This window comes from Methylobacterium sp. NMS14P (assembly GCF_028583545.1).
Lineage (GTDB): Bacteria > Pseudomonadota > Alphaproteobacteria > Rhizobiales > Beijerinckiaceae > Methylobacterium.
This window is the reverse complement of the sequence record NZ_CP087106.1, coordinates 1,104,573-1,126,609: the sequence shown is the minus strand read 5'-3', so window position 1 is coordinate 1,126,609 and position 22,037 is coordinate 1,104,573. Positions and strand designations below refer to the sequence as shown.

Sequence of the window (22,037 nt, the reverse complement as noted above, 5' to 3'; positions counted from 1 at the left end):
AGGCCCCGTCAGGGGCAGAGGTCTGAATGAAAGTCGTCGTCGTCGAGTCGCCGGCCAAAGCCAAGACGATCAATAAGTATCTCGGCCGCGACTATGAAGTCATCGCCTCCTTCGGGCACATCCGCGACCTGCCGCCCAAGGACGGTTCGGTGGATCCCGAGCAGGACTTTCACATGGTCTGGGAGCTGGCCGACCGCGGGGCGAGCCGGGTCTCGGAGATCGCCAAGGCGGTCAAGGGCGCCGACAAGCTGATCCTCGCCACCGACCCGGATCGCGAGGGCGAGGCGATCTCCTGGCACGTGCTGGAGGCGCTGACCGCCCGCAAGGCGCTCAAGGGTATCCCGGTCGAGCGCGTGACCTTCAACGCCATCACCAAGGCGTCGGTCGAGCAGGCGATGCGCAAGCCGCGGGAGATCGACCAGGCGCTGGTCGACGCCTACCTGGCGCGCCGGGCGCTCGACTACCTCGTGGGCTTCAACCTCTCGCCGGTCCTGTGGCGCAAGCTGCCGGGCGCCCGCTCGGCCGGGCGCGTGCAGTCCGTGGCGCTCCGCCTCGTCGTCGAGCGCGAGATGGAGATCGAGCGGTTCAAGCCGCGCGAGTACTGGACGCTCATCGCGACGCTGACGACCGCCGACGGCGCGACCTTCGAGGCCCGCCTCGTGGGCGCCGACGGCAAGCGCATCCAGCGCCTCGACGTCGGCACGGGCGAGGAGGCGGCCGCCTTCAAGCGCGACCTCGAGCTCGCGACCTTCCAGGTGGCGAGCGTCGAGGCCAAGCCCGCCAAGCGCCACCCGCAGCCGCCGTTCACGACCTCGACGCTGCAGCAGGAGGCCTCCCGCAAGCTCGGCATGGCGCCGGCCCAGACCATGCGGGTCGCCCAGCGCCTCTACGAGGGCGTCGACATCGGCGGCGAGACGGTCGGCATCATCACCTACATGCGGACCGACGGCGTCGACATGGCGCCGGAGGCGATCCAGGACGCCCGCCGGGTGATCGGCAAGGAGTTCGGCGACCGCTACGTGCCGGACGTGCCGCGCAAGTACAGCGTCAAGGCCAAGAACGCCCAGGAGGCCCACGAGGCGGTGCGGCCGACCGACATGGGCCGCCTGCCCAAGTCGGTGGCGCGCCACCTCGAGCCCGAGCAGGCCCGGCTCTACGAGCTGATCTGGACCCGCACCATGGCGAGCCAGATGGAATCGGCCGAGCTGGAGCGGACCACCGTCGACGTCACCGCCAAGGTCGGGCCGCGGACCATCGACCTGCGCGCGACCGGCCAGGTGGTGAAGTTCGACGGCTTCCTGACCCTCTACCAGGAGGGCAAGGACGACGAGGAGGACGAGGAGAGCCGCCGCCTGCCGCCCATGAAGGCCGGCGACCCGCTCAGCCGCGAGCGGATCAGCTCGACCCAGCACTTCACCGAGCCGCCGCCGCGCTACTCCGAGGCGAGCCTCGTGAAGCGCATGGAGGAGCTCGGCATCGGCCGTCCCTCGACCTACGCGGCGGTGCTGCAGACCCTGCGCGACCGCGAGTACGTCAAGATCGAGAAGAAGCGGCTGCAGCCGGAGGACAAGGGGCGGCTCGTCACGGGCTTCCTGGAGAGCTTCTTCCGGCGGTACGTCGAGTACGACTTCACCGCCGGCCTCGAGGAGCAGCTCGACCGCGTCTCCAACGCCGAGATCGACTGGCGGGCGGTGCTGCGCGACTTCTGGCGCGACTTCTCGGCGGCGATCGGCGAGACCAAGGAGCTGCGCGTCGCCGACGTCCTGGAGGCGCTGAACGGCCTCCTCGGCCCGCACATCTTCCCCGACAAGGGCGACGGCTCGAACCCGCGCACCTGCCCGACCTGCGGCTCCGGCCAGCTGTCGCTGAAGCTCGGCAAGTTCGGCGCCTTCATCGGCTGCTCGAACTACCCGGAGTGCAAGTACACCCGCCAGCTCTCGGCCTCGGGCGTCGACGGCGACGGCGACGGCTCCTCGGCCGAGGGCGGCCAGCCGGGCGTGCGCGTGCTGGGCGACGATCCCGCGACCGGCCTGCCGGTGACGCTGCGCGACGGCCGGTTCGGTCCGTTCCTGCAGCTCGGCGAGGCCTCCGCCGAGAAGGGCGCCGAGAAGCCGAAGCGCTCGTCGCTGCCGAAGGGGCTCAGCCCCTCGGACGTGGATCTGAACAAGGCGCTGGCGCTGCTGGCGCTGCCCCGCGAGGTCGCGCGCCACCCCGAGACCGGCGAGCCGATCCTGGCCAATCTCGGCCGGTTCGGGCCCTACGTGCAGCACGGGAAGACCTACGCCAATCTCGGCAAGGACGACGACGTGCTGGAGATCGGCGGCAACCGCGCCATCGACCTGATCGTCGCCAAGGAGCAGGGCGGCGGTCGCGGCCGCCCGGCCGCCGATCCCGGCCGGCCGCTGGGCAAGGATGAGACGAGCGGGCGCGACCTCGTGGTCAAGGCCGGCAAGTACGGGCCCTACGTCACGGACGGCGAGGTCAACGCCACGCTGCCGAAGACGATGAGCGCCGAGGCGCTGACGCTGGAGGAGGCGGTCGCCCTGGTGAACGCCAAGCGCGCCGCGGGCGGCGGCAAGCCGGCGAAGCGCGGGGCGGTTCGGAAGGGCTCGGCGCGGGCCGCGGGCGGCGACAAGCCGGCGGCGAAGAAGACCGCCACCAAGAAGCCGGCGGCCAAGAAGGCGGCCGCGAAGAAGTCGAGCGCGGGCTGAGAATTCGCTGACGGACGCTGCTCCGTCCTCGCGAGCGTAGCGAAGCGATCCAGGGCAGCGCAAGGTCGCCGGACGTGGCGCCGGCTGGGTTGCTTCGCTCCGCTCGCAAAGACGTGGTGAGGCAGCGCCAGCGATGCCGCTCTCTCACCGCGGAGTGGAGTCGGCGATCGGGTTCAGACCAAGTAGGTGATCGTCGCCGCGACCGCCGTCGCGAGAGTCGCCAGCGCGATGGTGGTGGCGCTGACCAGCGCGCGGGCGGGCGGCAGGCCCGCGTCGTCGTCGCAGCCGAAGGCGGCGCCGGCCGCGTGCTCGAAGCGGATCAACGTGAGGCGGCGGGCCTCGATCGCGGCGTCGCTCATGGACTGCGGCTCCCTGACCACGGTCAAGATTTATCTCCGCCACCAACGTCGATCGTCCCGTTCTGTTCCGGGCGTCGCCTGTGGAAGCCGGGCATGCGGGTCACGAGAAAGCCTTAACCCATTGTTGTGCAACGTCGTGATGACGGCCCGGGGCGCGGAACCGTGTCCCGGCACGACCGCGGCCCTCGCTCGCGGCGGCGCAGCATGCGATGATGCGGCCGCTTCGCCGCGGGGCGAACGGCTTTGATGTTTACGGTTTGTTCCGCTATCATGCGGGGATGAAGGCGCATGCTCCACGACCTGAGACCCGTCCCAAGACCCGTCTGCGCGATCCCGAGCCGGCCGACGCGCCGCGCGCGCGGAGGCCGCGCGTGAGCGATCCGGCGCGGGACCTGTTCGGGCCGGGCGGCAAGGGCGCCGCGGCCCGCCCGCCCGAGCCGCGGCGGCGCCTGGACGCCTCGGCTTCCGTGGCGACGCTCGCGGCCGCCGAGCCCGAAGGCGGCTACACCGCCTCCGACATCGAGGTGCTGGAGGGACTGGAGCCCGTCCGGCGCCGGCCCGGCATGTATATCGGTGGCACCGACGAGCGGGCGCTGCATCACCTCTTCGCCGAGGTGATCGACAACTCGATGGACGAGGCGGTCGCCGGCCATGCCAGCTTCATCGAGGTGGAGCTCGAGGAATCCGGCGCCCTCGTGGTGACCGACAACGGCCGCGGCATCCCGGTCGACCCGCACCCGAAATTCCCCGGCAAGTCGGCGCTCGAGGTCATCATGACCACGCTGCACGCGGGCGGTAAGTTCGACTCGAAGGTCTACGAGACCTCGGGCGGCCTGCACGGCGTCGGCATCTCGGTGGTGAACGCGCTCTCCGACCTGCTCGAGGTCGAGGTGGCCCGCAACCAGACCCTCTACCGACAGACCTTCTCGCGCGGTCACGCGCAGGGCGCGCTGGAGCTGGTCGGCCGGGTGCAGAACCGGCGCGGCACGCGGGTGCGCTTCCACCCGGACGCCCAGATCTTCGGCTCGCTGAGGTTCGACCCGCGCCGCCTGTTCAAGATGGCGCGCTCGAAGGCCTACCTGTTCGGCGGCGTCGAGATCCGCTGGCGCTGCGCCCCCGCCCTCCTCGAGGGGCTGGAGGACGTGCCGGCCGAGGCGGTCCACCGCTTCCCCGACGGGTTGCGCGACTATCTCGCCCGGGACATCGACGGCAAGGAGCTCGTCACCGAGGCGATGTTCTCCGGCAAGATCACCAAGCCGGGCTCGCACGGGTCGCTCGAGTGGGCGGTGGCCTGGATGGTCGCCGAGGACGGGTTCTCGCACTCCTACTGCAACACCATCCCGACCCCCGAGGGCGGCACCCACGAGGCCGGCCTGCGCGTCGCCCTGCTGCGCGGCCTGCGCGAGCACGCCGAGCGGGTGAACCAGGCCAAGCGCATGACGGCGGTGACCACCGACGACGTCATGGCGACCTGCGCGTCGATGCTCTCGGTCTTCATCCGCGAGCCCGAGTTCCAGGGCCAGACCAAGGACAAGCTCGCCACCGTGGAGGCCCAGCGCATCGTCGAGACGGCGGTGCGCGACGCCTTCGACCACTGGCTCGCCGCCTCCCCGGCCCAGGCCAACAAGCTCCTCGACTGGGTGATCGACCGGGCCGAGGAGCGCCTGCGCCGCCGCCAGGAGAAGGAGGTCGCCCGCAAGAGCGCGACCCGCAAGCTCCGCCTGCCCGGCAAGCTCGCCGACTGCTCGGCGGCCGGCACCGCGGGCTCGGAGATCTTCATCGTCGAGGGCGACTCGGCCGGCGGCTCGGCCAAGCAGGCCCGGGACCGGGCGACCCAGGCGATCCTGCCGCTGCGCGGCAAGATCCTGAACGTCGCCTCGGCCTCGCGCGACAAGCTCGGCGCCAACCAGCTGATCTCGGATCTCACCCTGGCGCTCGGCTGCGGCACCGGCTCGGCCTTCCGCGAGGCGGACCTGCGCTACGACAAGGTGATCATCATGACGGACGCCGACGTGGACGGCGCCCACATCGCCTCGCTGCTGATCACGTTCTTCTACCGCCAGATGCCGAGGCTGATCGACCGCGGCCACCTCTACCTCGCGATCCCGCCGCTCTACCGGCTTCAGCAGGGCTCGAAGGTGGCCTACGCCCGGGACGACGCGGACCGCGAACGGATCGTCAAGACGGTCTTCAAGGGCGGCAAGGTCGAGATCGGGCGGTTCAAGGGCCTCGGCGAGATGATGCCGGCCCAGCTCAAGGAGACCACCATGGACCCGAAGAAGCGCACGCTGCTGCGCGTCGCGGTCCTGGACGAGGCCCGGGAATCGACCGGCGACACGGTCGAGCGCCTGATGGGCAACAAGCCCGAGGCGCGCTTCGCCTTCATCAGCGAGCGCGCGGCCTTCGCCGAGGGGGCCGACCTCGACATCTGACGCGGTCGCCGACACGGGCGCGCCGGCGCAACCTCGCCGCGCCGGCCGACGGGGCCGCTCCGTCCTCGCGGGCGGAGCGAAGCCATCCGAGATCGCGCGACTCCGGTGGACGGGGCGCCGCTGGGTTGCTGCGCTCCGCTCGCCGAGACGGGCTCCGGTCGCGGCCTAGCGCGGCGGCGCGATCACCTTGGCCGGGTCGAAGGGCTGGGCCGCCGCCACCGCGTCTTTGCCCATGTTGAGGACCGCAGAGAACCGGTCGCCGCCGGGCCGCAGCACCAGGGCCCCCGGCTCGACCGCGATGAGCTTGCTGCCGAGGCCCAGGAAGCCGCCGACATCGATCACCACGGCCCTGAGCGTCCCGCCGTCGGTGATCAGGAGGTCCTCGATCTTGCCGACGCTGTCGCCCGCGGCGTTGCGCACCGTCACGCCGATCATCTTCGTGGTCAGGAAGCTGACGGGCTTGAGCCCCTGACGCTTGGCGGCGTCCTCGGCGCTCGCCGCCTCCATCAGCCGCCCCACCCCCTTGCCGTCCGTCGAGGTGCCCGGCCCCGTGCCCGGCAGGATCGTGTCCTTGCCGATCACGCTGGCGTCCTGCGCGGCGGCCGGTGCGCCGGCCAGGCCGAGGGCGGCGAGCGACAGGAGAAGGATTCGGCTTCGCATGGCTGATCGCTCCGCGCGCCCGCTCCCTGCGTGGAAGGCCCTGTCCGGATCCCTGTGGGGCGCCGCGGTCTCAATCGCGGGCGGCGCGCGCGGTTCCGGCCGTCCCTGTCGCACTCGGACCGGTCGACCGGCGGCCCCGGAACGCGAAAGGGCCCGGCCTTGCGGCCGGGCCCTTTCGGTGCGCGGAGCCGGGCGAGCCGGCTCCGGCATTCGATCTCAGTACGAGCCGAACTTGTAGTTCAGGCCGGCGCGGACGACGGCGAACTCGGTCTTGGCGGCGGCGCCGTTGAGGTAGGCGGTGCCGTTCGGGGGCAGGAGGTTGCCGTAGAACACGCCGCCGGCGGCGTTCTTCTGGCGGTCGAGGCTGACGTACAGACCTTCGACCTTCAGGGTCACGGCGTTCGAGCGGAAGAAGTTCAGGAACGAGTCGGTCGGCAGGGCGTACTCGATGCCGCCGCCGGCGGCCCAGCCGGTGCGGAAGCTGTCGCGGAAGCGGTTGCCGGAGAAGTTCTGGTCGTCCTGGCCCGAGCCGTAGGCGAAGCCGCCGGTGCCGTACACGAGGGTGCGGTCGAAGGCGTAGCCGAGGCGGCCGCGCACCGTGCCGAAGTAGTCCAGCCCGTTCCCGCTCGTGGCGACGAAGGCGCGCGGGGCGGCGAACGCGATGCCCGGGGCGCCGCCGAAGGCGTAGTTCTGGGTGGCGTTGGCGCGGCGAGCGAAGTCGACGTACTGGGCATCGGCCTCGAAGCCGATCACGACGCCGGAGCCGGGCGTGAACTGGTAGTTGTAGCCGATCTGGGCGCCGCCCGAGAAGCCGTCGTTGTTGCTGCGGTTGTTGACGCTGACGACGCCGGCGGTGCCGGGCGAGTTGATCAGCGAGCCGCCGGGCAGGGCGTAGTTGCTGGTGTTGCGGCTGTTGGCGTCGAAGCCGTAGCCGGCGTTCACACCGAAGTAGAAGCCGGTCCAGGTGAACACCGGCACCGGCGTGAACACCGGCGGCGGCGCGGCGCGGCGCGGCAGGTCGGCGGCGGACGCCGCGGCGGTCATGCCGGCGAGGACGGTGGATGCGAGGAGAAGCTTCTTCATGGTGGTGTTCGGTCCTGGGGTTAGCTTGAGCCGGCAGCCTTCTAGGCGCTCTCGGATGGCGGGTCTGTCGCTTTCCTGCAACAAGCCTCCTCAGGCTAGGGACATCTCGTCAACGAAAGATGAAGACTAGGCGGCCCCGTCCCACAGCAGACGGACCGGCCGCGCGCCTCGCCCGGGCGCGGACAGTTGCAAAAGGCCGGAAGAGTATCTGCGTTGCGCGTCGCGCATATTGGCGGACGCCGCCGCGATCCGGGCGAGATCGCCCGAGGTCTCTGCTGGGCCGCCCTGGAGCGAACGTTTTATTCCGGCACAACTTTGGCGAGAAAGGCGCGGGTTCGTAAGCGCTCGGTTAACCCTGTTGCCCGAAGGTCCGCCGCACGCGGACTCGTCCGCGATCCCCCATCGCGCCCCGCGCCGAACCCCGGTCCCGGCCGGCGGAGATTGCTGTCCATGCGGAGCCCCGACGATCCGAACCGGACGACCTTCGGCAAGCGCCGGACCGTCGTGGCCGCGCCCGACCCGCAAGCCGGTTCGCAGGCCGGTTCGCAGGCCGGTTCAACTTCTGCGCGGGCGGCGCGCGCGAAGCCGATCGGGGTCGCGGGCCCCCTGCCCTGGGCGTTGCGCGTGGCGGGCCTGGTCGGGATCGTCGCGGTGATCGGCGCCTATCAGCTCGCGCGGATGAGCCGGCCCGACGTCGCGATACCGGGGGCCGCTCTCGCGACGGCGGCGCTTCCGCCGATGGCCGAGCCCGAGACGACCGGCGCCATCGCGGCGGCGCGATCCGCTCGGACAACCCGCCTGGACCCCTGCGTCGCGCCCGCGCCCGACCGTCTCCGCCCCTGATCGGAGGCCGTTCCCGCGGCCGATCCCCTGTGCGCGGGCACGCGCTGTCGCCACTGCGAGATTGACAAGTCGCGCCAAGGCCCTAACTGACAGGGAGCATGCGCCCCGCGGCCCCGGGAGCGTCCGAGCGCCCCGCGCGAGCCTTTCCCAGCCGTTGCCGCGACGGTGTCCTTCGCGCCGGCCGGGCGCGCAACGGTTCCTGAACGCAGATGCCTTTTTCCGACCTGGGACTGAGCGAGAAAGTCCTGAACGCCGTCGAATCGGCGGGTTACACAGAGCCGACGCCGATCCAGGCCGAGGCCATCCCCCACGTGCTGGCGCGCCGCGACGTCCTCGGGATCGCCCAGACCGGCACCGGCAAGACCGCGGCCTTCACGCTGCCGATGCTGACGCTGCTGGAGAACGGCCGCGCCCGCGCCCGGATGCCGCGCACGCTGATCCTGGAGCCGACCCGCGAGCTGGCCGCCCAGGTGGTCGAGAATTTCGACCGCTACGGCACCAACCACAAGCTCAACGTGGCGCTGATCATCGGCGGCGTCTCCTTCGCCGACCAGGACGCCAAGCTGATGCGCGGCACCGACGTGCTGATCGCCACGCCGGGGCGCCTGCTCGACCATTTCGAGCGCGGCAAGCTGCTGCTGACCGGCGTCGAGCTCCTGGTCATCGACGAGGCCGACCGCATGCTCGACATGGGGTTCATCCCCGATATCGAGCGCATCGTGAAGATGGTGCCGTTCACCCGGCAGACCCTGTTCTTCTCGGCCACCATGCCGCCGGAGATCGAGCGGCTGGCCGACATGTTCCTGCACAACCCGCAGCGGGTCGAGGTGGCCCGGCCCGCCTCCACGGCGACCACAATCACGCAGCGCCTCGTCGCTACCGGCTCCGAGGGCCATTCCAAGCGCGAGCGGCTGCGCGACCTGATCCGCGGGGAGGCCGAGCTCAAGAACGGCATCATCTTCTGCAACCGCAAGCGCGACGTCGCGCTGCTGCAGAAGTCCCTGGTCAGCCACGGCTTCGACGCCGCGGCGCTTCACGGCGACATGGACCAGCGCGCCCGCACGACGGCCCTCGACGCGTTCCGCAACGGCGAGACCGCCCTGCTGGTCGCCAGCGACGTGGCGGCGCGCGGCCTCGACATCCCGGCGGTCAGCCACGTCTTCAACTTCGACGTGCCGCATCACCCGGAGGATTACGTCCACCGGATCGGTCGCACTGGCCGCGCCGGTCGGAGCGGCACCGCCTACACGCTGGTCGCCCCCGACGACACGCGCTCCCTCGGCGCCATCGAGGCGCTGATCGGCCAGCCGATCTCCTGGCTCGATGGCGACCTGTCGAGCGTGGCCGACGCGTCCGGCGACACCGGCACGCGCCACCGCGGCCGGTCGAGCGACGGGCGTCGGGGCACGCGCTCCGCCAAGAGCGGCGGCAGGGGCGCCGACAAGGGGAGCGCCGACAAGGGGGGCGCCGACAAGGGCGTCGTCGAGAGGAGCGCCCGGAGCGCCGGCGAGGCCGAGGAGGTCCGCGAGCGTCCGACCCGGTCGCGCGGCGGCCGCGGCGCGGCGCGGTCGGAGAGCCGCCCGGACGACCGTCCCGAGAACCGCTCTGAGAGCCGCCCCGAGACCCGTCCGGAGCCGCGCGCGCCGGGCCGCGCGTCAGGCCGCGGCGGAGAGTCCGGGCGCGAGGAGCGCGGGCGCCGGATCGACGCGGACGGGGACACGCCCGTCGGCCTCGGCTCCCACGTTCCGGCATTCCTGCTTCGACCAGTCTTGGCGAAGAAGGATAAGTAACAGACGTCTGTTTGGGCTTAACTGTCCGGCTACCAGGCGGCCGTATATCAAGTCTGGGTGACGGCGCATGCGCGCCGGACGCCCCGGACCACGGGATACGGATGAGCCAGGAGACCTATTCGGATCGCGATCGCAGCTTCGCGCTGGCGAAGCGCAGCCACGATCTGATTCGCGATTACGGCCCCTCCGCGACGCCGCGCGCCTACGCCGTCTGGTACGCTTACGTCTCGGGGGAACTGCCGCTCCTCGCCGACGCCGTGAAGCGTCTCACCAGCCAGAACGGCTGCCTCACCGAGGGCGACATCGACGACCTGCACGAGACCTATCTCGACGGGCGGCGCCTCGCGAGCACGACCGACGACGTCAGCCGCGTCGTCCTCAGCGAGATCGCGGCCGTCACCGAGATCCTGGACCTCTCCCTGGGCTCGACGGCGCAGTACAGCGAGTCCCTGCGCGGGGTCGCGCAGGATCTCTCCCAGGGCGTCCCGAGCCGGGCGCGGTTCGGCGAGATCGTCGCGACCCTGGCCGCCACGACCCGGGAGGTCGCCGCCAACAACCGGATCCTCGAAGCCCGCATGCGCGAGACCCGCAGCGAGATCGAGACGCTGCGCGAGAAGCTCGAGGCGACCCGGCGCGAGAGCCTGACCGACGCCCTGACGGGGCTGGCGAACCGCAAGCATTTCGAGGAGACGCTGAAGGCGTCCATGGAGACGGCGCGGGCGCGCAGCACGCCCATGAGCCTGATCATCCTCGACATCGACTTCTTCAAGCGCTTCAACGACCTGTACGGTCATCTCACGGGCGACCAGGTCCTGCGGCTCGTGGCGATCGTGATGCGCGAGAATGCCGGCAAGCAGGCGCAGCTCGCCCGGTTCGGCGGCGAGGAGTTCGGGATCATCCTGCCGGGGGCCGACCGGGCGGTGGCCAAGCAGGTGGCCGAGACGGTCCGCGCCAGCGTCATGGGACGCGAGCTGGTCAAGCGCTCGACCGGCGAATCGCTCGGCAAGGTCACCATCTCCCTGGGCGTCGCGGTGCTGCGCCCCGGCGACACGCCGGCCTCGCTGATGGAGCGGGCCGACCTGTGCATGTTCGCGGCGAAGCGCGCCGGCCGGAATCGCTTCCTGGACGACGCCGCCGAGTCGCTGTCGCAGGTGGCCTAGGCCGGGTCCGACCGCGTCGCGGCCGCTTCACCCGTCTCCCGGGGCCGCGCGGCGGAGCCCGGCAGACAGCCCCGCCGACGCGGCACGATCTTCAGCGACGGCGATGCCGGAGGCCGGCCTCGCCTGGGGCGTCGCGGAACGACGGCGCGGACCACCGGTCGTCGGGCTGCACGACCGGGATGCCCGTTCGGGAGCGCGGAACCCTCGGCTCCGCCGGAGCCGGGGCGGCTTGCGCGGTCGCCCGCGCCGACCCGCGCGGAGCCCTCAGGCCTGCGCGGGCAGGCGGTCCGCCGAGACCGGCGTGATCGCCACGGACTCGCCGCAGCCGCAGGCCGACGTCTGGTTCGGATTGTTGAACACGAACTGCGACGCCAGCTTGTTGGTGGTGAAATCCATCTCGGTGCCGAGCAGGAACAGCACCGCCTTCGGATCGACGAACACGCGCACGCCGCGATCCTCGACCACGTCCTCGCCGGGCTTGGCCGCCTCGGCATATTCCATCGTGTAGGACATCCCGGCGCAGCCGCCGTTCCGGACGCCGACGCGCAGCCCGGCGATCGGCCGGTCGGCGTCCGCCATGATCGCCTTGATCCGATCGGCGGCGCGATCGGTCAGCGAGAGAACCTTGAAACCAGCGGACATCGTCACCCTCCCGCCCATCCGGGTTCAAGGCCCGGGGACGCGCACTCTGACGCGCACAAGATAAGCATTGCCTCGGGGCCGGTCCACCGCGGCGGGGTCACACCGGTCCGGCAATCGCCGCCCGAGCCCGCCTCAGGCCGCCTCACCGGTCAGCCGCGCGAAGGCCGCCAGGTCGACGTTGCCGCCGCTGATCACCACGCCGACGCGCCTGTCCTTGACGTCCACGAGGCCGCTCAGCACCGCCGCCGCCGCGAGGCAGCCGGTCGGCTCGACCACGAGCTTCATCCGGCTGGCGAAGAACCGCATGGTCTCGACGAGCTGCGCGTCGGTGACGGTGAGGATGTCGGACACCTGCGCGCGGATGATCGCGAAGGTCAGGTCGCCCAGCGCCGTCGACTGCGCCCCGTCGGCGATGGTGCGGGGCACCGGGATCGTGACGACTCTGCCCTCGCGGAACGAGCGCTGCCCGTCATTGCCCGCCTCCGGCTCGACGCCGATCACCCGGCAGCCCGGCGACAGCGCGGCGGCGGCGAGCGCGCAGCCCGCGAGCTGTCCGCCGCCGCCGAGGCAGGCCACCAGCACGTCGAGGGGGCCGGCCGTCTCGATCAGCTCCTGCGCCAGCGTCCCCTGCCCGGCGATGACGTCGGGATGGTTGAAGGGCGGGATCAGCGTCAGGCCGCGGGCCTCGGCGATCTCGCTGCCGAGGGCCTCGCGATCCTGGGTGTAGCGGTCGTACAGGACCACCTCGGCGCCGTAGCCGCGGGTGGCGGCGATCTTCGCCGCGGGGGCGTCGCCCGGCATGATGATGGTGGCGGGCGCCCCGAGCAGCCGGCTCGCCAGCGCGATCGCCTGGGCGTGGTTGCCGGAGGAGTAGGTGATCACCCCGCGGGTACGGGCCGCCTCCGGCAGGGCGCTGATCGCGTTGTAGGCGCCGCGGAACTTGAAGGCGCCGGCCCGCTGCAGGTTCTCCGCCTTGAAGAACAGGCGGCCGCCGGTCATCGCGTCCGCCGTGCGCGAGGTCAGGACCGGGGTGCGGTGCGCGGCCCCGGCGATCCGCTCCGCGGCGCGGGCCACGTCGGCGAACGTGGGAAGGCCGCCAGCCGCCGCACCGGGTTCGCCCTGCTGGGTGTCGTGCATCGTCGCCTGCATCCCATCCGCCCGGCGCCGCACCGGAAGAAGCGGGCCGCAGCCCCTCATACGGGCGTTTCGGCCCGCATGCATCCGGCCGATTCACATGCGCAAGCGGAGCCATTCGCCGGCTCGCCGCTTATACCCAGCGACAACTTGGCAGGAACGCTGGGGGGCGGCATCGCCATGGCCATCGAGACCACGTGCAGGCCCGCGCAGCGGCTACGCGACGACGGAGTCGCGCCGTGAGCGCCCGGGACCGGGCCTCGTGCGACGCGACGACCGAGGTCACCTTCCGGGGGCGCGGGCTGGCGCTGCGCTCCGGCACGCGGCTGATCCTGCTCGTCTGCCCACTCTGCTCCCAGCGCAACGCGCAGCGCGGCGCGGAGCGCGGGATCTGCGAGTGGTGCGCCTACGTACCGTCTCCGGACCAGGCCGAGCCCGTGGATCGCGGGCACCGCTGAGGTTCAGGACCGGTGTCGGACGCCTCAGAGTCGCCTCAGATCCATGATCTCAGATTGATTTTCGACTAAGTACTATCTCCGGTTGCATGACCGGGCGCGGCTCGTCAAACTCCCGACGGGGGCCTGATTGGAGGGCGCATGCAACCGTCCGAATGCTGCATCTTTCGGATGACCATCGCCTCTGTGATCGGCAGCTGCATCACGCTCCTGCTCGTCCGGGGGCTCGATCCGCTGTTCGCCCTGCTGCTGATCCCGATCGGCGGCAGCGTGGCGACGGTTCTGGTGATCCTGCTGTTCCAGGCCGTGAGCCTGACGCTCGCGGCGCGGTCCGGTCCGCACTGACCGGTCGGTGGCGGCGCGGGTCGGACCCACGTCCGACCCGCGCGCCGCTTCGGCCGCCGATCAGGTGTGGATCACCTTGCCGTAGGCGTCGAGCACGCTCTCGTGCATCATCTCGCTGAGCGTCGGGTGCGGGAACACCGTGTGCATCAGCTCCTCCTCGGTGCTCTCCAGGTTCATCGCCACCACGTAGCCCTGGATCAGCTCGGTCACCTCGGCGCCGACCATGTGGGCGCCGAGCAGCTGGCCGGTCTTGGCGTCGAACACGGTCTTGATCAGCCCGTCCGGCTCGCCCAGCGCGATCGCCTTGCCGTTGCCCGCGAACGGGAACCGGCCGACCTTCACCGAGAACCCCTGCTCCTTGGCCTTGGCCTCGGTCAGCCCGACGCTGGCGATCTGCGGCTGGCAATAGGTGCAGCCCGGGATCTTGGCCTTGTCCATCGGGTGGGTGTGCAGGCCCTTGATGGTCTCGATGCAGATGACGCCCTCGTGCTCGGCCTTGTGGGCGAGCATCGGCGGGCCGGCGACGTCGCCGATCGCGTAGAGGCCGGGCACGTTGGTGCGGCCGAGCCCGTCCGTCACCACGATCCCGCGGTCGATCTTCACCCCGAGCTTCTCGAGACCGATATTCTCGATGTTGCCGACCACGCCAACCGCCGAGATCAGCTTCTCGGCCGTGATCTGCTGGGTCTTGCCGTCGCCGCCCTCGACGGTGGCGGTGACCGAATCGGCGCCCTTCTCGACCTTCGTGACCTTGGCGCCGGTGAGGATCTTGATGCCCTGCTTCTCGAAGCGCTTGCGGGCGAGGCCGGCGATCTCGGCATCCTCCACGGGCAGGATCTGCGGCAGCAGCTCCACCACGGTCACCTCGGCGCCCATGGTGCGGTAGAACGAGGCGAACTCGATGCCGATGGCGCCGGAGCCCATCACCAGCAGGCTCTTGGGCATCGTCTCGGGGACCATGGCCTCGTAGTAGGTCCAGATCAGCTTCTTGTCGGGCTCGATCCCGGGGATCGCGCGCGGACGCGCGCCGGTCGCCACGATGATGTGCTTGGCCTGGTAGGTGCCGGCGCCCTTGGCGCCCTTCGGCGCCTCGGCGCGCTTCGTCTCCTTCACGGTGACCTGGCCGGGCTGGTTGCCCTGCGCGGCGCTGTCGACCGAGGCCTCGCCCCAGATCACGTCGACCTTGTTCTTCTTGAGCAGCATGCCGACGCCGCCGTTGAGCCGGGCCGAGACGCCGCGGGAGCGCTTCACGATGGCGGCCGTGTCGAACCCGACCTTGTCGGCCGTCAGCCCGTAATCGCCGGGGTGCTGGAAGTAGTGGAAGATCTCGGCCGAGCGGAGCAGGGCCTTGGTGGGGATGCAGCCCCAGTTCAGGCAGATGCCGCCCAGGTGCTCGCGGTCGACCACGGCGGTCTTGAAGCCGAGCTGCGCCGCGCGGATCGCGGTGACGTAGCCGCCGGGCCCGGCGCCGATGATGAGGACGTCGTAGGTGTCGGACATCGTGTGCTCCGGCTCAGACCAGCATGCCCATCGGGTTCTCGATCAGCCCCTTGAAGGCCGAGACCAGCTCCGCGCCGAGCGCCCCGTCGAGCACCCGATGGTCGCACGACAGGGTGCAGGTCATGACCTGGACCACGGCCGGCGCCCCGTCCTTCACGACGACGCGCTTCTCGCCCGCACCCACCGCCAGGATGCTCGATTGCGGCGGGTTGATCACCGCGGTGAAGTGCTTGATCCCGAACATGCCGAGGTTCGACACCGAGGTGACGCCGCCCTGGTACTCCTCGGGCTTCAGCTTCTTGGCACGCGCCCGTGCGGCGAAGTCCTTCATCTCGTTGGAGATGGTCGAGAGCGTCTTCTCGTTCGCCCGGCGGATCACCGGGGTGAACAGCCCGCCGTCGATCGCCACCGCGACGCCGACCTCGGCGTGCTTGAAGCGCAGGATCCGGTCCTCGGCCCAGACCGCGTTGGCGGCCGGGACGCGGGTCAGCGCGAGGCCCATCGCTTTGATGACGAAGTCGTTCACCGAGAGCTTGAAGGCGGGCTTGCCGTCCTTGTCCTTGCCGGCGGAGCCGTTCAGCGTCTCGCGCAGCTTCATCAGCGCGTCGAGCTCGCAATCCACCGTCAGGTAGAAGTGCGGGGCGACCTGCATCGCCTCGGTGAGGCGCTTGGCGATGGTCTTGCGCATGCCGTCGAGGGGGACTTCCTCGTAGGCATCCTTGGCGAAGAAGCCCTTGACCTGATCGGTCGTGAGCCCGGCCGGCGCGCCGCCCGCGGGGGCGGCCTTCGGGGCGGGGGCAGCGGCCTTCGGCGCCTCGGCGGCGGGCTGCGCGGCGGCGGGCGCCTTGGTGGCGCCGGAGGCCTTCGCGGCCTGGACGTCGCGGGCGATGATGCGGCCGTGCGGCCCGCTGCCCTGGACGGCGCCGAGATCGACGCCCTCCTGCTTGGCGATGCGCCGGGCGAGCGGCGAGGCGAAGACCCGGCCGCCCGAGCCGGCCTGCGCGCCACCCTGCGGAGCGCCGCTCGGCTGCGCGCCCTCCGGTGCGGCGTTCACCCGCTCGTACGACATGTGGCCGCCGCCGGGCGTGGTGTTCTGCGCCGCGGCCGACGCGTCGGACTTGGGCTCCGGCTTGGACTCGGCCTTGGCCGCGCCGTTCGAGGCGGCCTTCGGCGCGCCGCCGGCCTGCACGCTCGACGGGTCCTCGCCCTCGGCGGCGATGATGGCGATCAGGTCGTTGACCGGCACGTCCGCGGTGCCCTCGGGGACGAGGATCTTGGCGAGGACGCCCTCGTCGATGGCCTCCACCTCCATGGTGGCCTTGTCGGTCTCGATCTCGGCCAGCACGTCGCCGGACTTGATCGCGTCGCCCTCCTTCTTGAGCCACTTGGCGAGGTTGCCCTTCTCCATGGTCGGGGAGAGCGCGGGCATCAGCACGTTGATCGGCATGGCATCAGGTCTCGGGCAAGGCCGGGGCGGCCGGATCGTCGAAGGGGAAGAGGTCGTCGAGGGGGAACGGGACGGCGTCGAACGGCGGCAGGGCCACGGTCTCGCCGCGCTGGACCGTGGCGGGGAGTACCCAGCGCCCGTCCGCGAGGGCGAAGCCTTCGAGTACGCCGGCCGCCGGGTCGAGCAGCCAGAGATGGCCGACGCCGGACCCTGCATAGATCCGGCGCTTCGGCCCGCGATCGAGGCGAGTCGTTGACGGCGCGAGGATCTCGCAGACCCAATCCGGAGGCGTCTCGATGAAAGCATCCTCGGGTTCGGTCGGCATCCGCTCGCGGCGCCAGCCCGCAAGATCGGGCACGACCACCTGGGATCCAAGGTGAAGCTCGGGCTCGATGATGAAGACCCATCCGCCGGGACCGCCGCGGCTGCGTGCGAACGGCCGATCCAGCTCTCCCGACAGGTGGGCCGCGGCAATGCCGTGCCGCGGCCTAGGCCGCGGATGCGTCTCCAGCACGCCGTCGATGATCGCGGCGACGCGATGCTCCGGGACCGCCTCCAGATCCGCGTAGGTCGCTTGCCGGACAGCCGCCTCAGCCATGGTCGGCCGCCATCGTCAGTTGAGGCCGCCGGGGTCGAGCCCCTCGGCCTCCCACCCGGCGCGGATGCGCTCCAGCGCCTCCTCCTCTGACATGTCGGTCTCCAGCGCGTAGGCGCGGGCCGCCTGCCGGGCGAGGTCGATCAGCAGCCGGCCCCAGGTCGCCGGGTCGTCGAAGGAGCGGCGGAGCGCCACGCTGACCGCGCCATCCACCACGGCCGCGCGCAGCACCTCGATGCCGCCCTGTTCGAGGGCATCGGGCGGGATAGCGAGTTCGGCGAAGTCGGTGCTGGAATCCTGGCTCATGGCGCGCCGGCTGTTCCTCGATCCTGGCCGGGGCGGGCGACAGCGTCGCCCGCGCGCCCGTCACTTGTAGCAGACGCTCTTGGCGGCCTCGACGACCTCCGCCACCGTCGGCAGGGCCAGCTTCTCGAGGTTGGCCGCGTAGGGCATCGGCACGTCCTTGCCGGTGATGCGCAGGACCGGCGCGTCCAGGAAGTCGAAGGCGTCGACCATCAGGCGGGCCACGATCTCGGCGCCGACGCCGGATTGCGGGAAGCCCTCCTCCACGGTGATGCAGCGGCCCGTCTTCTTCACCGACTCCACCACCGTCTCGGTGTCCATCGGGCGGATCGTGCGCAGGTCGATCACCTCGGCCTCGATGCCCTGCTCGGCCAGCGCCTGCGCGGCCTTGAGGGCGTAGGTCATGCCGATCGCGAAGGACACGATCGTCACGTCGCTGCCGGTGCGGTGGATCTTCGCCTTGCCGATCGGCAGCACGAAGTCGTCGAGCTTCGGTACCGGGAAGGACTGCCCGTACAGGATCTCGTTCTCGAGGAAGATGATCGGGTTCGGGTCGCGGATCGCGGCCTTGAGCAGGCCCTTGGCGTCGGACGCCGTGTAGGGCGCGATCACCTTGAGACCCGGCACGTTGGAGTACCACGCGGAATAATCGTGGCTGTGCTGGGCGGCGACCCGGGCGGCGGCGCCGTTGGGCCCGCGGAACACGATCGGGCAGCCGAGCTGGCCGCCGGACATGTACAGGGTCTTGGCCGCCGAGTTGATGATGTGATCGATCGCCTGCATGGCGAAGTTGAAGGTCATGAACTCGACGATCGGCTTCAGGCCGGCCAGCGCCGCGCCCACGCCGATGCCCGCGAAGCCGTGCTCGGTGATCGGGGTGTCGACGACGCGCTTCGGCCCGAATTCCTGCAGCAGGTTCTGGGTGACCTTGTAGGCGCCCTGATACTCGGCGACCTCCTCGCCCATGACGAAGACGTCGCCGTCGCGGCGCATCTCCTCGGCCATGGCGTCCCGCAGGGCCTCGCGGACGGTCTGGGTGACCATCGGCGTGTCGGCCGGGAACTCCTCCATCACCGGCTCTTGGGCCTTGTTGGTGATGACGGCCGGCGCGGCCGGCGCCTTGGGGGCGTCGTCGCCGGTCTTGGCGGCGGGGGCGGCCTTGTCGGCCATGCCCTCGGCCTGCATGTCGGGCGTCGGGGCCGGATGGCCGCCGCTGCCGTTGGGCTTGGCGCCGCCGCCCGACTGGACGCTCGCCGGATCCTCGCCCTCGCCGGCGATGACGGCGATCGGCGTGTTGACCGCGACGCCCTCGGTGCCCTCGGCGATCAGGATCTTGGCGAGGATGCCCTCGTCGATCGCCTCCACCTCCATGGTGGCCTTGTCGGTCTCGATCTCGGCCAGCACGTCGCCGGACCTGATCGGATCGCCCTCCTTCTTCAGCCACTTGGCGAGCTTGCCCTCCTCCATGGTGGGCGAGAGGGCGGGCATCAGGATGTCGGTCGCCATGCTCAGCTCTGCGGTCGTCTTTTCGTTGGGGGGGCGGCCAGCTTTGTCGTCCGCGCTCAGGCGTGCGCTTCGAGCAGGATGTCGGTCCAGAGCTCGGACGGATCCGGCTCGGGATCGTTGGTGGCGAACTCGGCCGAGGCGTTGACCGTCTCGCGGACCTTGGCGTCGGTGGCCTTCAGATCGGCCTCCGGCACGCCGTGCAGCTCGAGCAGGCGCTTGCGCACCATCTCGATCGGGTCGTGCTCGTCGCGCATCTTCGAGACCTCGTCCTTGGTCCGGTACTTGGCCGGATCGGACATGGAGTGGCCGCGATAGCGGTAGGTCTGCATCTCCAGGATGTACGGGCCCTGGCCGGTGCGGGCGTGCTCGATCGCCCGGGTCGCGGCCTCGCGGACGGTGCGGACGTCCATGCCGTCGACCTGCTCGCCCGGGATGCCGAAGGAGAGGCCGCGCTTCGAGAAGTCGGTCTGCGCCGAGGCCCGGGCCACCGAGGTGCCCATGGCGTAACGGTTGTTCTCGATCACGTAGACGACCGGCAGCTTCCAGAGCGCGGCCATGTTGAAGCTCTCGTAGACCTGGCCCTGGTTGGCGGCGCCGTCGCCCATGTAGGTCAGGCTGACCTTGCCGTTCTCCCGGTAATGGTCGGCGAAGGCGAGGCCGGTGCCGAGGGAGACCTGCGCGCCGACGATGCCGTGGCCGCCGAAGAACTGCTTCTCGCGGCTGAACATGTGCATCGAGCCGCCCTTGCCGCGGCTGTAGCCGCCGCGGCGGCCGGTCAGCTCGGCCATGACGCCCTTCGGGTCCATGCCGCAGGCGAGCATGTGGCCGTGGTCGCGGTAGCCGGTGATGACCTGGTCGCCCTCGACCGAGGCCATCTGCATGCCGATCACCACGGCCTCCTGGCCGATGTAGAGGTGGCAGAACCCGCCGATCAGGCCCATGCCGTAGAGCTGGCCGGCCTTCTCCTCGAAGCGCCGGATCAGCAGCATCTCGTGATAGGCGTGGAGATCCTCGTCCCGCGTGAACTGGGGCATGTTCGGCGCGGGGCGGTGCGCCTCGGCGGCCTGAGGGCTCGCGGCCTGCACCGGCGCGGACGACGCGTCCTTTGCGGGCTCCTTGGCAGGCTCCTTGGCGGCGTCCATCGGCGCTCTCCCCGTGATTCCACGCGACTTCGTGGGGGTGTAGGACAGCGACGATTGGAAAGCGAGGGCTGCCGCTCTGACAGGAAGCCGCTCTTGTCAGAAGACTTTCGGGACTAAGGAAAACGGGCCCCTGGACTTCCGCGGGTCAATCGCGGGACCTCCGCGGAACTGTCAGGGCGTGATGATGACCACGTCGTTGGCGTGGACCCGGCCCAGGACGATCCGGGCACGCTCCTCCAAGAGGTCGCGGTCGATCTGGTCGCTCTTGAGCAGGTTCACCCGATGCTCCCAGACGGCGCGCTCGGCCTTCACGGCGGCGAGCTCCTGGCTGAGGCCGTAGGCGCGGATCTTAAGGGCCTTCTTGGCCTCGAGGCCGCGGTTGCCACTCTCGGCCTGCCACACGAAATAGCCGACCACGAGCGCCGACAGGGTCCAGAGACCCAGCGGCAACACGACCATTCTGACTCGGCGGCGCACGACCATGGCGCGACCCTCGCGCGGAAAGGTTAACGGTTCTTTTCGACCGCGCCGCGGTCGGGACAGGACCGCGACGGGGCCGGACCGCGGCCGGGACGAACAGGGGCGAGCCTGAGGCATGGACCTGACGCATCTGGGACGCTGGATCGCCGCGCACGCCACGGCGACCGACGACCACGACACCCTGCTCGCGGGCTTCTGCGAGTCGCTGGTCGAGGCCGGCCTCCCCGTCTGGCGGGTCAGCGTCATGGCGCCGGCCCTGGACCCGACGCTGCGCGGCGTCAGCCTGAACTGGCACGCGGGCGAGGGCATGTCCTTCGTCGCCAACGCCCACGGCGCCGACGAGGAGAGCGACTGGCTCCTGAGCCCCGTCTACGCCCTGGTGGAGACGGGCGAGACCTTCGGCCGCTGGCGCCTCGACGCGCCCGGGCTGGCGGTGGACTTCCCGGTCCTGAAAGCCCTCGGGGCGCAGGGCGGCGTCGACTACGTGCTGCACATCGCCGAGTTCGCCCCCGGCACCGCGCTGCGGGGCATCGCGGTCTCGTTCTGCACCCGCGCCGCCGCCGGTTTCACCGAGGCGGACCTCGCCGCGATCGCCGGTGTCCTGCCGTTCCTGACGCTGGCGATGGCCAAGATGGGACTCGCCCACACGTTCCGGGAAGTGTCGGCCACCTATCTCGGCCGATCCACCGCCGAGCGCATCCTCGACGGCCAGATCCGGCGGGGCGAGGGACGGGCCGTGCCGGCCGCGATCCTGCTGACCGACCTGCGCGGCTTCACGGCCCTGGCCGACCGGGTGGATCCGGCCGACATGGTCACGTGGCTCAACGAGCATTTCGACGCCCTCGGCGACCCGGTGGCACGGCACGGCGGCGAGATCCTGAAATTCTTAGGCGACGGCTTCCTGGCGATCTTCCCGGTCCCGGACGCCGACACCCTGCCCTGCCCGGTCTGCGGCGGCGCCCTCGACGCCGCGATCGAGGGGCTCACCGCCAACGCGGCGCTCAACGCCCGCCGCCGCGCCGCGGGGCTGCCCGAACTCCCGGCCGAGTGCGTCGTGCATTTCGGGACGGTCATCTACGGCAATGTCGGGACCGAGCGGCGCCTCGACTTCACGATCATCGGGCGGGCGGTCAACGAGGCCAGCCGGATCGAGAGCCAGTGCGCGGCCCTCGGCCACGAGCTCCTCGTTTCGGACTCCTTCGCCGAACGGTGCGCCCGGCCGCTGGAGCCCGTCGGGACGATCGAGCTGCGGGGCCTGTCGCGGCCGATGCGGGTCTGGACCGTGCCGGGGGAGCCGTCCGGTGCGGCGATGACCTGAGGCGGGCGCCATCATTCCGGGGCGCCGCAGGCGAGCCCGGACCCGGAGGGGCACGCCGGGGGCGGGCAATCCAGACAAGCCGACGCGCCCAGATCTCGCTCCGACAGCGGACCTGGGTTCCGGGCTCCGCTG

Annotated in this window: 20 protein-coding genes; 8 read left to right on the top strand and 12 right to left on the bottom strand. The window is 71.0% G+C overall.

Going from position 1 to position 22,037, the window contains the following annotated elements:
• Window positions 1–26 precede the first annotated feature (26 nt).
• Entirely contained in the window at window positions 27–2,711 is a 2,685-nt protein-coding gene (gene topA / locus LOK46_RS05295; RefSeq protein ID WP_273562811.1) for a type I DNA topoisomerase, read from the top strand.
• A gap of 173 nt (window positions 2,712–2,884) precedes the next feature.
• Here topA and LOK46_RS05290 read toward each other — a convergent pair whose 3' ends face one another.
• Entirely contained in the window at window positions 2,885–3,070 is a 186-nt protein-coding gene (locus LOK46_RS05290) for a hypothetical protein (RefSeq protein ID WP_273562810.1), read from the bottom strand.
• Between the two features lie 371 nt (window positions 3,071–3,441).
• Here LOK46_RS05290 and parE point away from each other — a divergent pair, with 371 nt between their 5' ends.
• Window positions 3,442–5,502 (top strand): DNA topoisomerase IV subunit B, encoded by a 2,061-nt coding sequence (gene parE, locus LOK46_RS05285; protein WP_273562809.1) that lies wholly within the window; start codon window positions 3,442–3,444, stop codon window positions 5,500–5,502.
• A gap of 165 nt (window positions 5,503–5,667) precedes the next feature.
• Here the strand turns inward: parE and LOK46_RS05280 are convergent, their stop codons facing one another.
• Together LOK46_RS05280 and LOK46_RS05275 are read right to left on the bottom strand one after the other, a co-directional pair.
• Window positions 5,668–6,162, bottom strand: a complete 495-nt coding sequence (locus LOK46_RS05280) for a PRC-barrel domain-containing protein (protein WP_273562808.1) — start codon at window positions 6,160–6,162, stop codon at window positions 5,668–5,670.
• Between the two features lie 216 nt (window positions 6,163–6,378).
• Window positions 6,379–7,245 carry an outer membrane protein gene (locus LOK46_RS05275; RefSeq protein WP_273562807.1) on the bottom strand — a complete coding sequence of 289 codons (867 nt, stop codon included), beginning with the start codon at window positions 7,243–7,245 and terminating at the stop codon, window positions 6,379–6,381.
• 450 nt (window positions 7,246–7,695) lie between these two features.
• Between LOK46_RS05275 and LOK46_RS05270 the strand changes: the two genes are divergently transcribed.
• The 3 genes from LOK46_RS05270 to LOK46_RS05260 all read left to right on the top strand — a co-directional run bounded on the left by LOK46_RS05270 (window position 7,696) and on the right by LOK46_RS05260 (window position 11,038).
• Window positions 7,696–8,088 carry a hypothetical protein gene (locus tag LOK46_RS05270; RefSeq protein WP_273562806.1) on the top strand — a complete coding sequence of 131 codons (393 nt, stop codon included), beginning with the start codon at window positions 7,696–7,698 and terminating at the stop codon, window positions 8,086–8,088.
• Between the two features lie 209 nt (window positions 8,089–8,297).
• Window positions 8,298–9,878 carry a DEAD/DEAH box helicase gene (locus tag LOK46_RS05265; protein WP_273562805.1) on the top strand — a complete coding sequence of 527 codons (1,581 nt, stop codon included), beginning with the start codon at window positions 8,298–8,300 and terminating at the stop codon, window positions 9,876–9,878.
• Between the two features lie 101 nt (window positions 9,879–9,979).
• The gene (locus tag LOK46_RS05260) at window positions 9,980–11,038 is read left to right on the top strand and encodes a GGDEF domain-containing protein (RefSeq protein ID WP_273562804.1); all 1,059 of its coding nucleotides are present in this window, start codon (window positions 9,980–9,982) and stop codon (window positions 11,036–11,038) included.
• Window positions 11,039–11,302: 264 nt separating this feature from the next.
• Here LOK46_RS05260 and LOK46_RS05255 read toward each other — a convergent pair whose 3' ends face one another.
• Both LOK46_RS05255 and LOK46_RS05250 read right to left on the bottom strand, forming a co-directional pair.
• The gene (locus LOK46_RS05255) at window positions 11,303–11,680 is read right to left on the bottom strand and encodes a HesB/IscA family protein (protein ID WP_273562803.1); all 378 of its coding nucleotides are present in this window, start codon (window positions 11,678–11,680) and stop codon (window positions 11,303–11,305) included.
• Window positions 11,681–11,812: 132 nt separating this feature from the next.
• Window positions 11,813–12,829 carry a threo-3-hydroxy-L-aspartate ammonia-lyase gene (locus tag LOK46_RS05250; RefSeq protein WP_443192866.1) on the bottom strand — a complete coding sequence of 339 codons (1,017 nt, stop codon included), beginning with the start codon at window positions 12,827–12,829 and terminating at the stop codon, window positions 11,813–11,815.
• A gap of 224 nt (window positions 12,830–13,053) precedes the next feature.
• On the opposite strand from LOK46_RS05250, the gene LOK46_RS05245 reads away from it, so the two are divergent.
• Together LOK46_RS05245 and LOK46_RS05240 are read left to right on the top strand one after the other, a co-directional pair.
• Window positions 13,054–13,272: a hypothetical protein gene (locus LOK46_RS05245; RefSeq protein WP_273562801.1), complete on the top strand. Its 219-nt coding sequence runs from the start codon at window positions 13,054–13,056 to the stop codon at window positions 13,270–13,272.
• A 168-nt stretch (window positions 13,273–13,440) separates the two neighbouring features.
• Window positions 13,441–13,614, top strand: coding sequence for a hypothetical protein (locus LOK46_RS05240; RefSeq protein WP_273562800.1), 174 nt, complete (start codon window positions 13,441–13,443; stop codon window positions 13,612–13,614).
• Between the two features lie 60 nt (window positions 13,615–13,674).
• On the opposite strand, the gene lpdA is transcribed toward LOK46_RS05240, so the two are convergent.
• The 7 genes from lpdA to LOK46_RS05205 all read right to left on the bottom strand — a co-directional run bounded on the left by lpdA (window position 13,675) and on the right by LOK46_RS05205 (window position 20,590).
• A complete protein-coding gene (gene lpdA / locus LOK46_RS05235; RefSeq protein WP_273562799.1) occupies window positions 13,675–15,114 on the bottom strand; it encodes a dihydrolipoyl dehydrogenase in 1,440 nt (479 codons plus the stop codon).
• A gap of 13 nt (window positions 15,115–15,127) precedes the next feature.
• Window positions 15,128–16,561, bottom strand: a complete 1,434-nt coding sequence (locus LOK46_RS05230) for a pyruvate dehydrogenase complex dihydrolipoamide acetyltransferase (protein ID WP_273562798.1) — start codon at window positions 16,559–16,561, stop codon at window positions 15,128–15,130.
• Between the two features lie 4 nt (window positions 16,562–16,565).
• Window positions 16,566–17,159: a Uma2 family endonuclease gene (locus tag LOK46_RS05225; RefSeq protein ID WP_273562797.1), complete on the bottom strand. Its 594-nt coding sequence runs from the start codon at window positions 17,157–17,159 to the stop codon at window positions 16,566–16,568.
• Between the two features lie 15 nt (window positions 17,160–17,174).
• Window positions 17,175–17,462: a DUF5076 domain-containing protein gene (locus tag LOK46_RS05220; RefSeq protein ID WP_273562796.1), complete on the bottom strand. Its 288-nt coding sequence runs from the start codon at window positions 17,460–17,462 to the stop codon at window positions 17,175–17,177.
• A gap of 60 nt (window positions 17,463–17,522) precedes the next feature.
• Window positions 17,523–18,965, bottom strand: coding sequence for a pyruvate dehydrogenase complex E1 component subunit beta (locus LOK46_RS05215; RefSeq protein WP_273562795.1), 1,443 nt, complete (start codon window positions 18,963–18,965; stop codon window positions 17,523–17,525).
• A 56-nt stretch (window positions 18,966–19,021) separates the two neighbouring features.
• Entirely contained in the window at window positions 19,022–20,107 is a 1,086-nt protein-coding gene (gene pdhA / locus LOK46_RS05210) for a pyruvate dehydrogenase (acetyl-transferring) E1 component subunit alpha (RefSeq protein ID WP_273562794.1), read from the bottom strand.
• A gap of 171 nt (window positions 20,108–20,278) precedes the next feature.
• Window positions 20,279–20,590, bottom strand: a complete 312-nt coding sequence (locus LOK46_RS05205; RefSeq protein WP_012317989.1) for an FtsB family cell division protein — start codon at window positions 20,588–20,590, stop codon at window positions 20,279–20,281.
• A 112-nt stretch (window positions 20,591–20,702) separates the two neighbouring features.
• Between LOK46_RS05205 and LOK46_RS05200 the strand changes: the two genes are divergently transcribed.
• The gene (locus LOK46_RS05200; RefSeq protein ID WP_273562793.1) at window positions 20,703–21,905 is read left to right on the top strand and encodes an adenylate/guanylate cyclase domain-containing protein; all 1,203 of its coding nucleotides are present in this window, start codon (window positions 20,703–20,705) and stop codon (window positions 21,903–21,905) included.
• Window positions 21,906–22,037: the final 132 nt, after the last annotated feature.